Annotated in this window: 17 protein-coding genes; 11 read left to right on the top strand and 6 right to left on the bottom strand. The window is 56.0% G+C overall.

Annotated features, from left to right (window positions below; all coding sequences use genetic code 11):
* The coding region (locus VAE57_RS07185) for a hypothetical protein (protein ID WP_322821204.1) at positions 1-184 on the bottom strand (184 nt) is incomplete at its 3' end.
* Between VAE57_RS07185 and VAE57_RS07180 the strand changes: the two genes are divergently transcribed.
* The 9 genes from VAE57_RS07180 to VAE57_RS07140 all read left to right on the top strand — a co-directional run bounded on the left by VAE57_RS07180 (position 183) and on the right by VAE57_RS07140 (position 9307).
* Positions 183-836: a hypothetical protein gene (locus tag VAE57_RS07180; RefSeq protein ID WP_322821203.1), complete on the top strand. Its 654-nt coding sequence runs from the start codon at positions 183-185 to the stop codon at positions 834-836. The two genes, VAE57_RS07185 and VAE57_RS07180, sit on opposite strands and share 2 nt — an antisense overlap.
* 52 nt (positions 837-888) lie before the next feature.
* Positions 889-1860 carry an ROK family protein gene (locus tag VAE57_RS07175; RefSeq protein ID WP_322821202.1) on the top strand — a complete coding sequence of 324 codons (972 nt, stop codon included), beginning with the start codon at positions 889-891 and terminating at the stop codon, positions 1858-1860.
* Positions 1861-1944: 84 nt separating this feature from the next.
* Entirely contained in the window at positions 1945-2139 is a 195-nt protein-coding gene (locus VAE57_RS07170) for a hypothetical protein (RefSeq protein ID WP_322821201.1), read from the top strand.
* Entirely contained in the window at positions 2136-4085 is a 1950-nt protein-coding gene (locus VAE57_RS07165) for a hypothetical protein (RefSeq protein WP_322821200.1), read from the top strand. Before VAE57_RS07170 ends, VAE57_RS07165 begins: the two co-directional genes overlap by 4 nt.
* Positions 4086-5060, top strand: a complete 975-nt coding sequence (locus tag VAE57_RS07160; protein ID WP_322821199.1) for a HEAT repeat domain-containing protein — start codon at positions 4086-4088, stop codon at positions 5058-5060. It abuts the gene before it with no gap.
* Between the two features lie 6 nt (positions 5061-5066).
* Positions 5067-5876 (top strand): PIG-L family deacetylase, encoded by an 810-nt coding sequence (locus VAE57_RS07155; protein WP_322821198.1) that lies wholly within the window; start codon positions 5067-5069, stop codon positions 5874-5876.
* The gene (locus tag VAE57_RS07150; RefSeq protein ID WP_322821197.1) at positions 5873-6931 is read left to right on the top strand and encodes a lipid II:glycine glycyltransferase FemX; all 1059 of its coding nucleotides are present in this window, start codon (positions 5873-5875) and stop codon (positions 6929-6931) included. The genes VAE57_RS07155 and VAE57_RS07150 overlap by 4 nt, the downstream gene beginning before the upstream one ends.
* A gap of 5 nt (positions 6932-6936) precedes the next feature.
* Positions 6937-8466, top strand: a complete 1530-nt coding sequence (locus VAE57_RS07145; RefSeq protein ID WP_322821196.1) for a UDP-N-acetylmuramoyl-L-alanyl-D-glutamate--2,6-diaminopimelate ligase — start codon at positions 6937-6939, stop codon at positions 8464-8466.
* Positions 8459-9307 carry a dihydroorotate dehydrogenase gene (locus VAE57_RS07140; protein WP_322821195.1) on the top strand — a complete coding sequence of 283 codons (849 nt, stop codon included), beginning with the start codon at positions 8459-8461 and terminating at the stop codon, positions 9305-9307. The genes VAE57_RS07145 and VAE57_RS07140 overlap by 8 nt, the downstream gene beginning before the upstream one ends.
* Here VAE57_RS07140 and VAE57_RS07135 read toward each other — a convergent pair.
* The 3 genes from VAE57_RS07135 to VAE57_RS07125 all read right to left on the bottom strand — a co-directional run bounded on the left by VAE57_RS07135 (position 9304) and on the right by VAE57_RS07125 (position 12657).
* A complete protein-coding gene (locus VAE57_RS07135) occupies positions 9304-10410 on the bottom strand; it encodes a hypothetical protein (protein WP_322821194.1) in 1107 nt (368 codons plus the stop codon). The two genes, VAE57_RS07140 and VAE57_RS07135, sit on opposite strands and share 4 nt — an antisense overlap.
* Before the next feature lie 137 nt (positions 10411-10547).
* A complete protein-coding gene (locus VAE57_RS07130) occupies positions 10548-11021 on the bottom strand; it encodes a hypothetical protein (RefSeq protein ID WP_322821193.1) in 474 nt (157 codons plus the stop codon).
* Complete coding sequence (locus tag VAE57_RS07125; protein ID WP_322821192.1) at positions 10972-12657, bottom strand: hypothetical protein; 1686 nt, start codon at positions 12655-12657, stop codon at positions 10972-10974. Before VAE57_RS07125 ends, VAE57_RS07130 begins: the two co-directional genes overlap by 50 nt.
* A gap of 314 nt (positions 12658-12971) precedes the next feature.
* On the opposite strand from VAE57_RS07125, the gene VAE57_RS07120 reads away from it, so the two are divergent.
* Positions 12972-13748, top strand: coding sequence for a hypothetical protein (locus tag VAE57_RS07120; protein WP_322821191.1), 777 nt, complete (start codon positions 12972-12974; stop codon positions 13746-13748).
* Positions 13749-13816: 68 nt separating this feature from the next.
* On the opposite strand, the gene VAE57_RS07115 is transcribed toward VAE57_RS07120, so the two are convergent.
* Positions 13817-15481 (bottom strand): peptide ABC transporter substrate-binding protein, encoded by a 1665-nt coding sequence (locus VAE57_RS07115; protein ID WP_322821190.1) that lies wholly within the window; start codon positions 15479-15481, stop codon positions 13817-13819.
* A gap of 3 nt (positions 15482-15484) precedes the next feature.
* Entirely contained in the window at positions 15485-15700 is a 216-nt protein-coding gene (gene secG / locus VAE57_RS07110) for a preprotein translocase subunit SecG (protein WP_322821189.1), read from the bottom strand.
* Positions 15701-15986: 286 nt separating this feature from the next.
* Between secG and VAE57_RS07105 the strand changes: the two genes are divergently transcribed.
* Positions 15987-17822, top strand: a complete 1836-nt coding sequence (locus VAE57_RS07105; protein ID WP_322821188.1) for a phosphoenolpyruvate carboxykinase (GTP) — start codon at positions 15987-15989, stop codon at positions 17820-17822.
* Positions 17823-18117 lie beyond the last annotated feature (295 nt).

Raw genomic sequence — 18117 nt, 5'->3', positions numbered from 1 at the left:
CCGCGCGCACAAGACCCTCTTCCTCATGGACCCGATGCTGTACCTCACCGGCACCTCGACCTATGCCCACCCGCACCCCAACGGCCACCCGTACCCCGACGGCCACCCGCACCCCGACGGCCACCCGCACCCCAACCGCAATCCCGACGGCCACACCGACCCCATGGCCGGTTGGGGCGGTCATGATTCGTGCCCTGCTGCCGGCTCCCGCAATCGGGCAGAACGAATGGATCGAGCTAAGCACGCAGCACCACCTACCGGTCAACCTGGAAGGATGGTTCTTCAGCGATAGCAGTAGTCAGCGGCGATTGCTATCAGGATTACAACTGGAAGCGGGGGCAATACTCCGCGTTCCCATCACTCGCGCCTTTCTCAACAACAGTGGCGACACGGTCACATTGCACGATCCGGCGGGAACCCCAATTGATACATTTACCTACATTGCAGCAGCGGTTGATCAGGTTATCGAGCGAGAACCGCTGATGGTACCAACAGCAACGGAGTGGGAACGTGCCGGCGCACCTGCTGTCGTTGCGCCTGACGCAACCGACAGCGCACAACTGATGATAATAACGCCTGCATTACGACCAACCGAACGACGACCAGCTTCGTTAGCACTCCGTTCACCGCAACCCGGTTATCTGAGCGTAACTGCTGCTCCCTCGCCAACTGCAACACCATCGACTATGCAAACGAATACCTGTCAAGCCTGTACCCAAGTGAGCTGGTCATGGTCCCGGATCGCAGCAGCGATATTGGGAGTTATCTCCTTCTTGCTCTTCGTTGCTGAACCCACACCACAACGGACTGCACGCAGAGAACATGATGTGCTATAATCTCACAACACCGGTGCCGACCATTCGCTGAAATGTAGAGAGGAACAGCCCTATGAACGATCTGCCTGCCCTTATTCGAGAACGGTTGACGCAGAACCTCTGGGGCGTTCTTGGGAATCAAGGCTACATCCTTGGGATCGACCTGGGCAGCTACGGATTACGAGCTGCATTGGTCGACTTGCAGCACCACACCTACCAAAATGCCGCTCTCGAGTCGATCGATCATGAAGACCCAGAGACAACGGTACGCCGGGTTATCGATCTGGCACGAGATTTAATGGCGCAGGAAGGCGTTACCGTCGAGCGCCTGGTACGGGTTGGCGTAGGCTTTAGCGGCCCGGTTGACCTCCGCCATGGCACGGTACGACTGGCCCCACGGCGACCGGGGTGGGAAAATTACCCCTTGCAAGAGCGTTTCGAACAGGCGTTTGATGCCGTGACGCTCATCGACAACGATGCTAATCTAATCGCCCTGGGAGAAGCAACCTTTGGTGTCGGCAAAGGTTGCCAGCATCTCTTTTACTTTCACCTGAGCAGTGGCGTTGGCGGAGGTGCAGTGCTGAACGGTCGCCTGTACCATGGCGCCCATTCAATGGCTGGCGAGATCGGGCATGCGGTGGTCGCCCACGGTTGGGATGGCGATGGTCGCCCAGAGACCCTGGAAGAGCTGGTTTCGATAGGTGGCTTAATCCGCCGGGCAACTGCTGAAGGGCTTGCAGCGGATCGGCTGGAAGATATTTTTAGCGATCATCCGATTGCCTGCAAAGTAGTACAGCATACCATTGATCTCATGGCTACCCGGATTGCACAAGTGATTGCCCTACTCGATCCAGAGATGGTTGTCCTGGGAGGCATCGTTGTGCGGATCGGAGGTGATCGCTTCGTCGAAGCAATTGCATCCAGAGTGAATGACTTCATCGCACCACAGTTCACCCGTCCTGTACCGGTTGTAGCGTCAATCCTTGGCCCCGATAGCGTAGCAATTGGCGCAGTCGCCATGGCACTCGACAGCCTGTCGGATTGAGCCTCCCATTTGCATATCACGCTGAGCAATGCTACAATAAGATAAGCTATATCGTACATCCTACGGATAGCAGGGAGGCAAGCTGTGCCTCTCTGTTTCCTGTTGTCTATGATGTATTACGGGGGAATGATGGAGGCGAAAACGATTGTGTTTGGTGAGACGGCCATTGATCGCTTACTCCAATGGTTACGGGCAAGTGGTGAACCCAAAGACGTGCACGAGCTGCTGCTGCAATATCTCGAAATTCTTTGCAAGCTGGTAACGGAGGAGAGTGAATGACTGCCACGACAGGAACGCTGGCCGATGAAGTATGGCGGCTGATGACCGCGCAGGGTGTCCTCTTCGCCGTTGATGCTCCTATTCGCCAGACCCTGAGTAATCTGGTTGAGTTTTTTGCGACGCGCCTGCAACGCGATCCTGCTCAGGTGCAGGCCGAGCTGGAAGCAGCACTGGCGGCTGATGAACGCTTCACCCGCGAAGAGGTGCAGAGTCAGGTGATCTATGTCACCTCGCGGCAGGGGCGTTATATTCCCCGTGATACAACCGATCCGCATACATTTAAGCAACGGCTCTATGAGCCTGAGCATCCATTACCGGTTGATGATTTGAGCGTCGTTGTTTCGACATCGCCACCAGCGATTACCACAAATAAACCGGTCTATATTTCCGATTACTGGATCGAGCAGGCACGGCTGCTGGCCGCTGCGCAGATGCCTTCGCTACAAACCGAAAAGCCATCAGTAGAAGTGGCCGAGACGACGGCAATGACTGATCAACCGGCTGCTGACACAGTAATGGCGCAGCCGCAGAGCGAAGCACCATCAACGGTTGATGTACCGCCGACGACACCTGCCGAACCGGTCGAAACAGAAGCCATCACAGCAGAGCCGGCAACCGTAGCCGCTGAGCCGACTCTTGATGAACACTCGACTATTATGACGGTTGATGGTTTGACCATCGATCTCAGTCATTCACCCACCGAGATCGTGGCCGAACATGGCCCGGCGCTCGAACGGATTCTGGCGGAACGTCTGGCTCAAGATCCGCTGCGTCGGATTGTGAGCTTTGGCCGACTACACTACCCTGAGTCGGGTTTGATCGGCTTCGGGAAGAACGATCTGCGTAAGATTCGCGACTATATTCTGGAACGGAACGAACCGCTCCTCGACACCGAAATCATTGCCGATCTCTACTATCACAATCCGCGCCAGTCGGATTATGAGACATTTCGCTTCTCGCTGAATTATCGTCTGTCGCGCGAGAAGGATTTTGAGTTTGTCGGTGTTGAGGGTGCAAATATCTGGTCAACGAAGGGCTTGCCGACTATCGGCTCGAAGCGAGTTAAAGCGGCTGAGATGGGCCAGTTGACCTCGTACCTCATCGAGGGCTTCGATGATAGTCTGGCCGATCAAAGTGCTGAGTCGATCATCGCCAGTGGCAGTGTCACTCGTCTGCTGACCTTCTTTGAATGGGAGTATGGGTTGCTACCGCTCGATGCGGCATTGGCAACACTCTTACCCGCTCCCCTCTTGCCTGACCAGCGTACTGCGGTACTTCGGTTTGAGTCACCACAACATTACAGTAACTACCTGGTTGAAGTGCGTTATCCCACTGGCAATCGTGGTGGCTGGTTGCAAGGGCTTGAGGACTTCTTCCGCGAGTATCTTGTGCCCGGCGCCTTGATCACAATTAGCCGCACCGATGCTGTCAATGTCTTTAACATCACCTACGAAGAGGCCGGTGAGACAACCGAGCGCCTGCTGACCTTCGATGAGAAGAAGAACCGGTTTGCTTTTGCAAACCTGACCTTCTACTGCGCAGTAGATGAAGATCTGCTCCCAACCCAGAGCCGTTTCGGTAAGCTGCGCAATCTGAAGGCTTTCCCGATGAGTGAACGGCGGAAGGCCGAGATGATCCTTGAGCATGTCTGTGAGACGATGGGCGAGCGAGGTGGAACCCGCGAGCGGCCGGTGTATCGGGTTTCATTCGCCGATATTTATGTCGCGTACAATGTTCTGCGCCCGGCTTCGCGCTCGTTCCTGCAAGCCCTGCTCGATAGTCATACGTCAATTGCGGCAGATCCCACTGCTTCTGGTGATTATCTCTTCACCATGCCACAGGTTGATCGGGATGATACGGAGGAAGAGGAGACGACGGATGATATCGATCTCCCTCAACCTACGTTGCGCCGCCGGAGTGGACGCTATATTGATGACGATGAGTAGATGTGGCAGGCGGCGATCAGGATCGTTGATCGCCGCCTGATTGTCACCGTATTCAGGTTTACCATGACGCTGAGTTTTGCCGAGCGTGTCGCTCAACTTGATACTGCTGAGACCGCACCAACCCGAGTCGATCTGAAATTGCTGGCCAACCTGGGACCGGAGAGTGTGTACATCTTCTGGGAGCAGTGGCAGCGGTTTAGTTTGGATCGCCGACGCCATATTATGCACTTGCTGGCCGAACTGGCTGAAGAGCAGATTCAGCTTGATTACCGACCGGTGTTTCGCACCTGTCTGGCCGATCACGATGCCGAGATTCGGGTGCTGGCGATTGAAGGGCTGTGGGAAGATGATCACGAGCAGATGATGGATCGCCTGATCCAAATGATCCACGATCCGGCCGGCGAAGTGCGGGCTGCCGCAGTGATCAGTCTGGCCCGCTTTGCCTATCGGGCTGAAATCGGTGAGTTACCATCTAGTGCTGCTCAACGACTGCTTAGCGCATTGATCCAGACCGCTTCTGATCCTGAACAACCATCAGAAGTACGCCGGCGTGCAGTTGAGGCATTGGGGTATTTTGCCGATTCGCAAGAAGCACAGGCATTGGTTGCCCGTGCCTATAGCATGGACGACATCTACATGCGCGAGAGCGCCGTCCTGGCAATGGGCCGATCGATGCGCCCACAGTGGTTTCCGTATATTTTGCGAGAGTTGAAGAGTCCATCGCCATCACTGCGCTACGAAGCAGCACGCGCTGTGGGCGAGATCGGTGAAGATGGACGTGAGTTGCTCCCTGCATTGTTACCGCTGGTCGATGATGAGGATACCGAGATTGCGCTGGCTGCGATCTGGGCGCTTGGGCAGGTTGGTGGTCCCGATGCCCGCCGCATTCTAAAGCGGATCGCCCGTTCACGCGACGAAGTGTGCGCCCAGGTTGCCCAGGATGCGCTCGCTGAACTCGACCTTGATACCCTCTGAGGATGTATGCCCCTGGTTACCGATCAGGCCCTGGCCTTGCCTGATGGCTATCGCCATATTGTGTTGTCGCCGCATCTTGATGATGCGGCGCTTTCCTGTGGCGGCTTGATTGCCCGCCTGACCGCGACCGGCGAACGGGTGCTGGTTGTTAATATCTGTAGTGGCTCCCCACCAAGTCATACGGAATTCAGCCCCTTTGCGCAGACCCTCCATCAGCGCTGGGGCTTACCGCCATCGGCAGTGGTGGCTCATCGTCGCGTCGAAGATGCTGCTGCATTGGGAGTGCTCGGCGCTGATGCGCTATTACTGCCGGCGCTGGACGCCATCTACCGCCGACCTGATGTGTATGCCGATGAGCAGAGTCTCTTCGCAACACCGGTCGCCGATGATCCCCTTACCGATGTGGTGGCAACCCTGATCGCGAGTCTGATCAAACGCTATCCACGAGCCATGTTCTATGTACCCCTGGCTGTGGGCATGCACGTCGATCATCAACTGGTCTTCAGCGCGGCAACGGCCAGTTTGCGCACAGCCGCCGTCCATTTCGCATACTATGAAGACTTTCCGTATGCCCGTCAGCCGTCAGCAGTTGAACAACGCCTGGCAATGATCGGTCGTGAGTTGTATGCGCCGCGCTATATTCCACTTGATGAGACCCTGCTCCAGGCGAAGATCAGGGCAATTTCCGCCTATTCCAGCCAGTTGGGCGTCCTCTTCGGCCATGCAGCAGCGATGCCGGCTGCGGTAACCGAATACGCGGCGCGTGTCGCTTCACCGACAATGCGCTATGCCGAACGGCAATGGGTGAGCTTATGAAGGGTCAGTGGCGGGTTGATGTTCCATCTGCCGCACAGTGGGATGCCTTTGTTGCTTCCCATCCCCAGGGAAATGTGTTGCAGGCCAGTCCATGGGGTGCTTTGAAAGCTCGCTTTGGCTGGCATTGCCGACGTATCGCAGTTTACGACGACAATGGCACTATCCGCGCCGGTGCCCAGGTACTCTTCCGCCGCTACGCCGGCCTGGCCTTTGGTTACACACCGCGTGGTCCACTCCTGTCCGGCGATCCAGCGCTCGATGATCGCCTGATCGATGGCGTGCGTCGGCTCGGACACCAGATGCTGGCAATCGCGATCCGGCTTGAGCCAAACGTGAGCGAAGATGACACTCAGGCTCCCCATCTCCATACCTGGTTTACCCAACATCGGCTGGTTCTGGCTGAACCGATCCAACCACGCAGTACGATACTCGTTGATCTACAACCACCTGTAGAAACCATTTTCACCGCGTGCTCGAAAGGTCATCGGGCCGATATTCGGCGGGCCGAGCGCATCGGAGTGACGGTGCGGACCGGCGGCGAGGCCGATCTGGCAACGTTCTATGATATTATGCGCGCAACCGGTGAGCGGGCCGCCTTTGCGATTCATAGCGCTGCTTACTATACAACCGCCTGGCAGTTGCATCAGCCACATAGTTGCCTCTTGGTTGCTGAATTGAATGGCATGCCGGTCGCGTCCCATCTGGTCTTCGCCGATGCACGCTACGGTCGCTACCTGTACGGTGGTTCAACAGCAGAGGGTTTACGCAGTGGTGCCAATCATCTGCTGGCGTGGTACGCCATGCGTTGGGCACGTGAGCAAGGGTGTATCGGTTACGACCTGTGGGGCATTCCCGATGCGCTTGGGCAAGCGGCGACGGTCGCTGATGAAGCTGTGCGCACAACCCTTGAGCAGGCTGCGCAACAAGACCCGCTGATTGGTGTCTACCGCTTCAAAAAAGGGTTTGGTGGTCGAATCGTTCGTTTTATGCCAGCTTTCGATCTGGTCCTGTTACCATTGCTCTATCCATTGGCGCGGCGAAAGATTGGAGGGTAACGTCAATGATGGCAAAAACACTTGCCAGCCTCCTGAACGATGTGGTAGTCCAACGGCTGATTGGCGAACCACTCGTGCCTGTGCAATCGCTCATCTACGACTCGCGGCGTGTCGAGCCGGGGAGTCTGTTTGTTGCCATCCGTGGTCAGCATAGCGATGGTCACCAGTTTATTGACCAGGCTATCGCACGGGGAGCCATAGCTGTGGTGGTTGATCAACGATATTGGGATGAACGACCAGTTACCGTGCCGGTAGTGGTGGTCGCCGATAGCCGGGTGGCCCTGGCACCACTGGCGGCTGCGTTCTACGACTATCCCGGACGTGAATTGACCACAATCGGAATTACCGGTACCAAAGGGAAAAGCACAACGACCGATCTGACGACCCAGCTCCTCGCTGCTACCGGACGAATGGTGGGCATGATCAGCACCGTCGATTTTCAAATTGGGAATCGCCGCTGGCCCAACGACACCCGTCAGAGCACACCGGAAGCACCAGAGGTACAGGCATTGCTGCGCGAGATGGTCACTGCCGGTTGCGATACAGCCGTTATTGAAGCGACATCCCACGCTCTCTCGCCACGCTGGGGGCGGCTGGTTGGCTGCGCGTTCGCTGTGGCTGTTATGCTCAATATCGGCCACGAACATCTCGATTACCACGGCACATTCGAGCAATATCGAGCCGACAAAGCCCAGCTCTTTGCGCTACTTGGCGAACGAAGTGGTTCGCGCTGGGCAATTGTCAATGCTGACGATCCACATCATGCGTATTTCCTTGATGCCGCGCCTGCCGATACTGTGCGGTTACGGTATGGCTTGCACAAGCCGGCAGATGTCCAGGGCCAGATACTCCACAGTGGGCCAATGAGCAGTGTGGTGCGGGTAACATCACCCTGGGGCACCACCGATCTGACCGTTCCATTACCGGGACGCTTCAACGCCAGTAATGCTCTGGCCGCGCTGACGGTCGCTCTCAGTCAGGGCGTTGCGATCGAGGCAGCCGCTGCCGCCCTGGCCGGCGTGCGGGCACCACGTGGCCGGATGGTGCCGATTGATGCCGGGCAACCATTCGCGGTGATTGTAGACTATGCTCACAATCCCGATTCGTTCGAGCAGATCTTTACCATGCTGCGGCCCCAGGTGCAGGGGCGGATGATTGCAGTGTTCGGCAGTGCCGGCGAGCGTGATGTTGCCAAACGGGCTATTCAGGGGGAAATTGCCGGTCGGATGTGTGACTTGCTGGTGCTGACCGATGAAGATCCGCGTGGCGAGGACCGCGAGGCGATCATTGCCCAGATCGCTGCCGGTGCCGAACGGGCCGGCAAACGACCCGGTAGTGGGTACCTCTGCATTCCTGATCGGGCACAGGCTATTCGGACTGCCCTGGCCGCAGCACAACCCGGTGACCTGGTGTTGTTGCTGGGCAAAGGGCATGAGGGTAGCATTATCTACGCCGACTTTTCACTGCCGTGGAACGAAGAGCGCGAAGCCCGGCAGGCACTGGCCGAGTTAGGATACCATCGGTCGCATGATTGAACTGGCACCACACAATCCGTATGGCCTGACGATTGCTTCACCGGTCATTGCAGCTGCCGGCAGCCTGGGTGATGTAGTCGGTGTAGCGCGCTGGTTAGGGTTACAGCGATCAGACGCAGATCACGGTCTGGGCGCAATCATCAGTTCAACGGTGACGATGAGCGGACGACGCGGCAAGCCGCAGTTGCTGGCTACACCTGCGGGTACACTCTACCATCACGGCAGTTTTAGCCTTAGCGTAAGACAGGTACGTGAACGGCTCGCGCCACGTTGGGCAACGTACCACGTTCCGATCCTGGTGAGTCTGGCCGGCCCAGATGCAGCAGCCGTTGCCAGTGAGCTGAACGATACGCCGGGCATCGCCGGTTTTGAATTGGCCCTACCTGCGCTCACTGCGGTTGAAGCGGCCCAGCGTGTCAGCGCGGTACGACAGGCAACAGTACTGCCGTTACTTGTACGACTACCTGGAGAATTGCCCGATCCGGTTGCCGTAACCACAGCCTGCGCTGCGGCTGGTGCCGATGCGCTTGCGCTGATCGGTGGTATGCCGGGGTGTATATCCCAACCATCCGGCGAACTGGTGTACGGGCGATTGGGTGGACCAGCCATCTTTCCAATCGCCCTACGGATTATCGCCAGTGTTGCCACGACGGTACAGGTACCGGTGATCGGTATGGGTGGCGTGACAACGCCAGCCCATGCCCAGGCAATGCTACGCGCCGGAGCACGGGCCGTGGCCCTGGCCAGTGCGCTGGTTACCGATCTGCGGCGTGGGCAGGCGATTGCCGGTAGTTTGCGGGGAGAAGCAGATCGGTTCGACCCGGACACGTTCTCTACCTAACGCACAGGCACTATGTCTGTAGAGAAACCACCCAACGCCTGACCAAACTGCCGATAACCGCCAAGCAATGTGCGATAATCGGCAATAAACCGATAGTCAAGAGCGAGGTTTTGATTCTGCTCGTCCAGATAATTGACGACCTGTTCGATTGCGGCTAATTCATCACGCAGCGATTGGCTGTACGCGACTTCATCGCGACTCGCCATTGCCAGCACCACCTCGAGCCGCAGTATAAACTCGATGAGAAACGGATAGCTCAGGGTTGGATCAAATTTCGCACGCCATCGCTGTTGATACAGCTCACATTCGTTTTGCTGCGCCTGCTGCTGTACTTGATTGACCAATTGAGGCAGATCAGCACCTTTCTGTTCTCCACGTCCCTGAAACGCATTGCCGATGATGTTCATCGCACCATTCCAGTTTCGCACGAACAGCTCAACGAATACATCAAACCCCGTCACCTGCTGTTGCGCAATCTGTTCCAGCTCACGTTGCCATTCTTTGCGTAGCACAATCCGTAGCTCACGGAGTTCCTGCCGCAACTGCCGTAATTGCCGACGGTCATCTGACGAGATTGGCCCGGCACACAGTTCACGAGCGGCGTAGAAGACTCCTTCGAGCTTAGCCTCCTGATCAATCCGCCGATACGCAATCAGCAGATCAAGTTTTGTCTCCATCTGCTGCATACGATGTGCCAGATCAGCCGCTGAGATCACGTGTGCGACGCTGACGACGGCACTACTGATGGCTGCCACCGTCTGGATCGCGTTCGAGGTCAGACGGGCGTGTTCGACAATACGCCCCGTTGCATCAACCAGGATCGGACGGGAACCATTCCCCATTACTGAAAGTTGTCCGAGACCTAACAGCCGGGTGCCTTCCGGCGAAAAGGTGACGGTCAGCACGTTCTGGTTCAGCACAACCGACTGGATCAGGATGTTACCCGATTGAACCAGGCCGGAACCCATTAAACGGTAGTTGAGATTTGCGAGGATGGCTTCTTTGAATGCCCTGGCAAAGATGTCTGGTTGTGAGATCAGTTCAGCGAAGCCTTGCTGCCCAAATGGCCATGGGAAATAATACGGCGCGAGTGGATCTGACATGCTCGATCTCCCAAGATTGTGCTGGTGCATCCATAGGTTGTGCCGCGATCTTGCCACGCGAGAGTATACAAATGCGGAATTACCAGCTAATTACCAAATGCTGTCAGATCTGTTGTTCACCTGCACTACACCTGACCTCATTTCAGCATCACTTCCCGGACATGGACATGGGCCGGTTCACCAACTCCCACCTGTAAAATCTCCAGGCGCACCTGCTGTGCGATGAGCAGCTCTGGTAGATCAAGGTACACCGTCGGATCAGGCGGCAGCCCACGGTATGATTGATTGAAGGTTTTGGTCTCACCATCAGGCGTGGTGACGGTGACCCGCAGATCGAGATCCATACTGCCGAGGGTTAATCCCACCTGGCGCAGTGGACGCGGGTTGGTAAATCGCAGCTCAATGACAAGCGGGTTGGCTTCAAAACCACGGGCCAGCGTCAACGGCTCACCATCAAAGAGGTTAGGGACGCTGCCAATGTCGAATGGGGAATGGGCAACAACCACTGACTGACCTTCCAGCGTGTACGGAATTTCAATCAACCGCTGCCGCTCAGCTCGTTCAGCGGCCAGAATCTCGTCGATATTGGCAACGTACTCTAGGCGTACCACATAGAACTGGCTGACCATCGGGGTAGGGAATAATCTGTTCCGGCGGCGATAGGATAAACTTTCCACTCTGTTGGGCCAGCCAGTATTCACCGGCAGTCATAATGAACACGTCGCGTTGCCGATCAAGATCGCGGCGCTGGTAGCGGTAGGCATCGATATTGATAAGTTCGACCCGGCGCTGTTGGGCAGGTGTGAGAAAAAAGCTGGCAAAACTGTTTGGATTGTTTGCCCATGTCGGTGACACGCGGAGGATAATGTGCGGATCACGATCAAGCAGCGTAGGAATCGTCTCGCCAAAAAGCTGCTGCGCCCCGTACTGCATCCCATTGAGGCCGTAATCGCGAAACCAGAGCGGACCACCCAGGATGGCATAGCGGGTCATCGTCAGACTGTTGATGGCAAGGATCACGCCGAGGATGACGGTCACGAAGCGTTGTCGCGAATGGCTCAGGAAGGCAAGGAGCATATCCAGCCCAATGACAGCCAGCAGGGTTGCCGGAATGACCATCGCCAGCATGCGGGTGATGGCCGGCCCAACCAGCGCACTGCTGAACGGTGCGGCAAGCAGAGCAATGAGAGGTATTCTGTAGTGCGCATCCCGCCAACGCCACAGACAAACGACCAGGCCAATACCGATGAAGGGAAGCAGGAAGAGCGGGAGATGACCGGCGTCAGGAAACCGATGCCGATCAAGGTCTACCGCGTTAGGCCAAAACCAGTAACGCGGATCGAGGGCCTGCAGGTACAGACTGCCAAAGCGTTGCAGCTTCTCGGTAAGCGGAATGGACTGTATCCAATAGGAGTTGAGGGAACGGAAATGCTCAAACAACGCTTCAGGATGCGTCCAGCGAAAACGCAACCACGGGATGGCAGCAAGCAGGATCGCGATGGAAGCAATCCCAATTCGTCGCGGTGAACGGCTGAGATGATAGCGAAGATCGCTGATCAGCAAGATCACGCCACTCACCAGCATTACCCCCTGCCCATTGGCATAGCTGTAGAAGGTGGCGGCACCGAACAGGATCACGACAACCAGCCAGCGATCATCGTAGAAACGGTAGAGCACATACGTCGCCAGAAACGTCGCATAACAGGCGACCATCAGCACGGTTTCAAAGGCGGTACGGGAGTGGAGAAACCAGGCCGGCAATGTACACAACACCAGGACTCCCAGCCACCAGTGTCGGCTGTGGTAGCCGAAACGCAACAGCACCGCAATGCCCACCGGTGCCAGAACACTCGCGACAACGGAGGTGGCACGAGTCATCCAGACCGATGGCGCAAACCCGAACAGGATGATACTAAGGGCATGGAGATAGACACTGAGGCTCAGACTCCACTTTTCGGCATTACGAAAGTAGGTCGGAAATAAGGTACCCTCACCATCGCGAAAACCGTTGGCGATAAGATCACGCGCCAGCACACTGTGGATGGCCTCGTCACAGAAGAAATAGATCGGGAAGCTGGTCAGATCGGTCAGGCGGGTGTAGAAGTAGAGGAGCAGGCTACCGGCCAGAAGCAACAGGTCACCAATCGTCAGGTGTGAAAGCCAACCGGTACCGGCTAGTGGTGTTTGCCACCAGGGCTGGCCGGCAGGTGTCTCTATCTCAGTCGCGGGCAAGAGAAGATTCGCCATAGCTGAACTATTGTGATGTTGCCTGTGTGCCATCAGAAAGTTTGTGTGTCGTATTGTAACACCTTATAACGCCAGTTCGGTACAAAGCATGACGTGTGCGTTAACACCGTAACACGTATATACTGGAGTATGCACCGACAGTAATTACCGGCTCGATAATCGGCAGGTGAATTATGTAAAGCCACTAAACTGATAATAGCTGCTGCCCAATCTGTTCGGATGATCACGCTCCGCTTTAGACAGTTATTCCTTATCGAGCGAATTGCACTCCACACAAATGAAAGAGATGGCTTCTATATCTTCGGAATCACGATATGCACCTGTACCACACAGCAGCGATCCACACGTACCGTCGGTTTGAGCAATTGATCTGGTTGAGCGTAAAGACAGCATCACTGGCTCACCATGCCCAGCCCGGCCAGATTGCCCTGGTGCGCCACTCCCAACCGGGACTTGACCCGCTGCTGTGGACAACGCTCTTTCTGGCCGGTGCCGATCCAGGCACCGGCACAGTTGAGTTTCTCATCGATCCTCGCGATCCGACGGTAATCTGGTTGTCCGAGCTATCGCCAGGAACCACGCTCGATCTCTGCGTGCCGGGTGGGAAACACTTCTCTCTCAAGCCAACAACCCAGACCCTGTTGCTGGCAGGCACCGGCTCAGCACTACCGGCATTGCTTTTCCTGGCACGCCAGCAGGCCAGCAGACAGAATATTGCACTATTTATGGCCGGAGATGCCGGTTTTGTCCCCCCGCCTTTTCTCCTACCACCGACGGTAGAAATCCAATTCAGCCTGGCCGGCGAGGCAACGCTATTCGACCTACTCACCTCATCGCCACAGAGTCCGCTCCGGTGGGCCGATCAGATCGGACTGGCATTACCGTCCACGATGTTGGCACCAGCGGCAAACGTCATTCGATCCACCCGCCTGCGCTGGCAACCAGGACTGGCCCAGGTTGTGGTGGCCGGATCACTACCATGTGGGATAGGGGTCTGTCGGGCCTGTCAGATCGAAACCCGTCGTGGCTGGCAGCGACGTTGTGTAGAGGGGCCGGTGTTTGACCTATACGATCTTCGCCCGTCGCTGTGAGACAGGCAATACACCAATTGACAAGAGCGGGTGTGTAAACACGTAGCGATGACAGGCAAACAGACTCTTTACGGCAAATCACCTTCGATACGGCGGAAACTATTCACAAACCAACGCTGCACGTCACGAAAACGATCCTCGATCCCGAAGAGCGTATGGGGACCGAGATCGGGATTAGCGAAGGTGCGCCCTTGCAGGTTTGCCGTTGTTACCATCACGTACATCGGCTGATAGAGGGTAATTGCCGGCGATAGTTCCAGCCAGCGCTGTTGAAAGGCGTGGTAAAACTCGGCCCTGGCGATCAGTTCAGGCTCAGCCCGCGCCTGTTCGAGTAAAGTGTCAATGCGACTATCTTCTAATCCGGCATAATTAAGACCGCCATCAGCCTGACTGGAGTGCCAGAGACTATAGGGATCGGGGTCAGGCCCAATCCGCGTCCAGGTATGGATGGCAGCCATAAAATCGCCCTGGCGTAAGCGCTCGGTCAAAGTTGTACCGTCAACTGACTCAACAAACACTTCCACGCCGATAGATCGCCACTGGGTAGCGATAGCCTCCGCCACCGCCACACGCCGCTCATCGCGGTCAACCAGCAATGTAAAGCTCAGACGCTGTCGGCCACGCTGGCGAATACCGTCGGTACCCGGCTCGAAATCAATTTCAGCCAGACGTTCGGCGGCTGCGGATGGATCAGCCGGCATACGACGAAGAGCGGGATTATCGGCCCAGGTACCCGGCAGGAGAGGAGTATCTATCGGCTGCGCCATACCATTAATAACCGTCTCAATCAAGGCATCACGATCAAGGGCAAGTGCCAATGCCCGGCGCAGGGGAATATCCTGAAATAACGGCAAACGCAGATTGAATGTGAGCAGGGTATATTCATCTATCGGCAAAGCAAGCCGCTGCTCTTCCCCAGGAAGATCGACAGTTGCAAGATTAGTTCCCCAGCGTTCTGCAAAGCCGGTCACTTCACCACGTGACAGAGCCGCAATTGCTGCTTCGGCGGTACTTACAAACCGCAACTCTATTTGATCGAGAAAGGGCCGACCATTGTAGTATGTCGGGTTGGCGGTCAAAACAACTGCATCGGAGCGTAATTCAGCCAGCCGAAACGGCCCACTGCCCACCAGACGACGGGCAAACTCACTGGCCGGCCATTCAGCAGGGGAAAGACCACGGAGCAGATGAGCGGGGAGGATCGGCACACGGGCAAGGCTTGGAAAGGGAGCAAATGGCCCTGATAACGTCACCCGTACTGTGCGAGTATCGACACGCTCAATTAAAGCAGTACGCCAGAAGCCGGCGAGCGCAGGTTCACCTGCCGCCTCCAATGTCTGCAACGTCCGAAAGGTAAACACAACATCGTCAGCGGTGATAGGGATGCCATCGTGCCAGCGCAGCCCCGGTCGCAGAGTGAACGTGTAAATTTCGCTGGTGGCATCAACAGTATAGCCTTCAGCCAGGGCCGGTTCGATCAAGCCATCACTCCCAATACGGGTCAGCCCTTCAAAGAGGAGGCTGATCAACGTGCGCCCAACCGGATCGGCAACCGGATCATTGAGCAGCGGAATAGGCATGATTGGCGAGCCGACCACAGCCTCACTATACACACCACCAGTTGCCGGATTATCGGTCGATGCACTGAGGGCGGCGAGGCGACCAAACAATACGACTATCAGTGCAATGCCGAAGAGGGCAATCGCGATTTGCCAGCGAATACGACGCGCCATACCCTAATTGAAAATTGGCAGGCTTGTGATCAAGGCCAACAGCAGAAAGGTAACCCCAAGAGCAATCGTGGCCTGATACAGTGTCTTCTCAATACCGCGGCGGGTGCGATAGATCGAACTGCTATCACGATTAATCCCACCACCACGCGATTGCAAAATGACCAGGACACTCATCACCGCACTGATCACGAGGATCGCAATGTACAAGGCTGTTTCCATTCGACGTCTCCTCAATAGAGTCTTTATGCAACGCCACCGGATCGGCAGGCGCTATAGTATACCATATTCACTTGTGATACGTTCGCGAATCGCTACGGTAATGGCATAGCGACCAGACCAACCAGAGTCGAGAGACCTGTGCCACACACCAACAGTTATTGGTTTCATGCGAAACATTACTCGGTTCTGAACGAATCATTGTTTCTCACTATGTTATGATTATCATTGTTCAATATGTCACAGTCATCGCCCGCCAATGGTGCCGTGAGCGAAAGGAAGGTTTCGTATGCAATTTCCGGCATACATTAAACACCACCGGTTGCGCGAGTGGATTTCAGACATCGTCGCACTCTGCGAACCGGCACAAGTCCATTTTTGTGACGGAACACAGGCAGAGTACGACATGCTCTGCAACCAGATGGTAGAAAACGGAACGTTTATTCGGCTCAACCCCAAACTACGCCCCAACAGCTTTCTCACCCGCTCAGACCCCTCAGATGTTGCTCGCGTCGAAGATCGCACCTTCATCTGTAGCATCTCGAAAGACGATGCCGGTCCCACCAATAACTGGATGCCACCGAAAGAGATGAAGGAAATCCTGCTCAAATTGTTTAAAGGGAGCATGCGGGGCCGTGTCCTGTACGTCATTCCCTTTAGCATGGGACCAATCGGATCACCTATTGCGCATATTGGTATTCAATTGACCGACTCGCCATACGTCGTGGTCAACATGCACATTATGACCCGCGTCTCAACTAAAATTTACGACGTATTGGGTGAGAACGGCGAATACATCCCATGTCTCCACAGCGTTGGTATGCCGCTAGAATTGGGACAACCTGATGTACCATGGCCCTGCAATCCAACCAAATATATTGTTCACTTCCCCGAAGAGCGCTCGATCTGGAGTTTCGGATCGGGGTACGGCGGTAATGCTCTGCTTGGTAAAAAGTGCTTTGCATTACGGATTGCGTCGGTCATGGCACGGCAAGAAGGCTGGCTGGCCGAACACATGCTGATCCTGGGAGTAAAAGAACCATCTGGACGCAAGACCTATGTCGCGGCAGCGTTCCCCTCGGCATGTGGGAAAACCAATTTTGCTATGCTCATCCCGCCTGACACCTTCAAACGTGAGGGATGGGAAGTTACCACCGTCGGCGACGACATCGCCTGGATCAAGCCCGGTGCGGATGGCAAACTCTACGCGATCAATCCTGAAGCGGGGTATTTTGGCGTTGCGCCAGGCACATCGTATAAGACCAATCCCAATGCGATGGAAAGCTGCCGCGCCAATACCATCTTCACCAATGTTGCACTAACCGATGACGGCGACGTCTGGTGGGAAGGCATGACCGATGAACCGCCAGCACACCTGATCGACTGGCAGGGGCGTGATTGGACACCAGGATGTGGCCGTCTGGCAGCTCATCCAAATGCACGCTTCACGGCACCGGCCCGGCAGAACCCGGCCATTGATCCGGAGTGGGAAAATCCCAATGGTGTTCCCATTGAAGCCTTCATTTTCGGTGGCCGACGCAGTCGGATAGTACCGCTGGTCTACCAGGCCTTCAACTGGACCTACGGCGTGTATCTGGCCGCCACGATGGGATCAGAAACAACCGCAGCGGCAATGGGACAACAAGGAGTAGTCCGCCGCGATCCGTTTGCGATGCTACCATTCGCCGGCTACCATATGGGCGACTACTTTAACCACTGGCTGAGTTTTGGCCGTCGGTTGAAGAACCCACCGCGCATATTTAGCGTCAACTGGTTCCGCAAAGATGAAAACGGCAAGTTTATCTGGCCGGGCTTTGGCGAGAATTTGCGAGTGCTAAAGTGGATTATCGAGCGTGCCCACGGCCAGGCCGTCAGTGTCGAAACACCGATTGGCTGGGTACCACGGTATGAAGACATCGACTGGCGTGGTCTCACCTTTAGCGCCGAGCAGTTTGAACAGGTGATGGAGTGTAACGTCGGTGAGTGGCAGCAAGAAATTTTGCTGCACGAAGAACTGTTCATCAAACTATATGACCGTCTCCCGAAAGAACTGCTATCGGTACGCGATTTGATCCTTTCGAGCCTCTGGCGTATGCCTGAGAAATGGGGAGCGACCCACGAATAACGCCCGTACAATCCGAATGTAAATACGGCGGGGCGACGTGTGCTACATGTACGTCGCCCCTGTATATCAATCTGGATGGATACAGTGCATTACTGTTGAGGACACTATACGGTCATGGGCCTCGCGGCATCCTGCTGAGTTGGTGGCGCGGCACGATGCCACGTCCCGTGGGACTGGCTGTCAACCACGCTCAAGCATACCTGTCACCAGAGTCACAAGCCGGCACTGGTATGCGCTACGAGGCGCACCTGCCGGTGTGCATAGTGAATGCGGAAGCGAGGCTTCTGCACTCAAA

This window comes from Chloroflexus sp., from assembly GCF_034434295.1.
In the GTDB taxonomy this organism is placed as follows: Bacteria; Chloroflexota; Chloroflexia; order Chloroflexales; family Chloroflexaceae; genus Chloroflexus.
The sequence above is the reverse complement of the archived record's forward strand: the minus strand, read 5'-3'. Positions and strand labels throughout refer to the sequence as shown.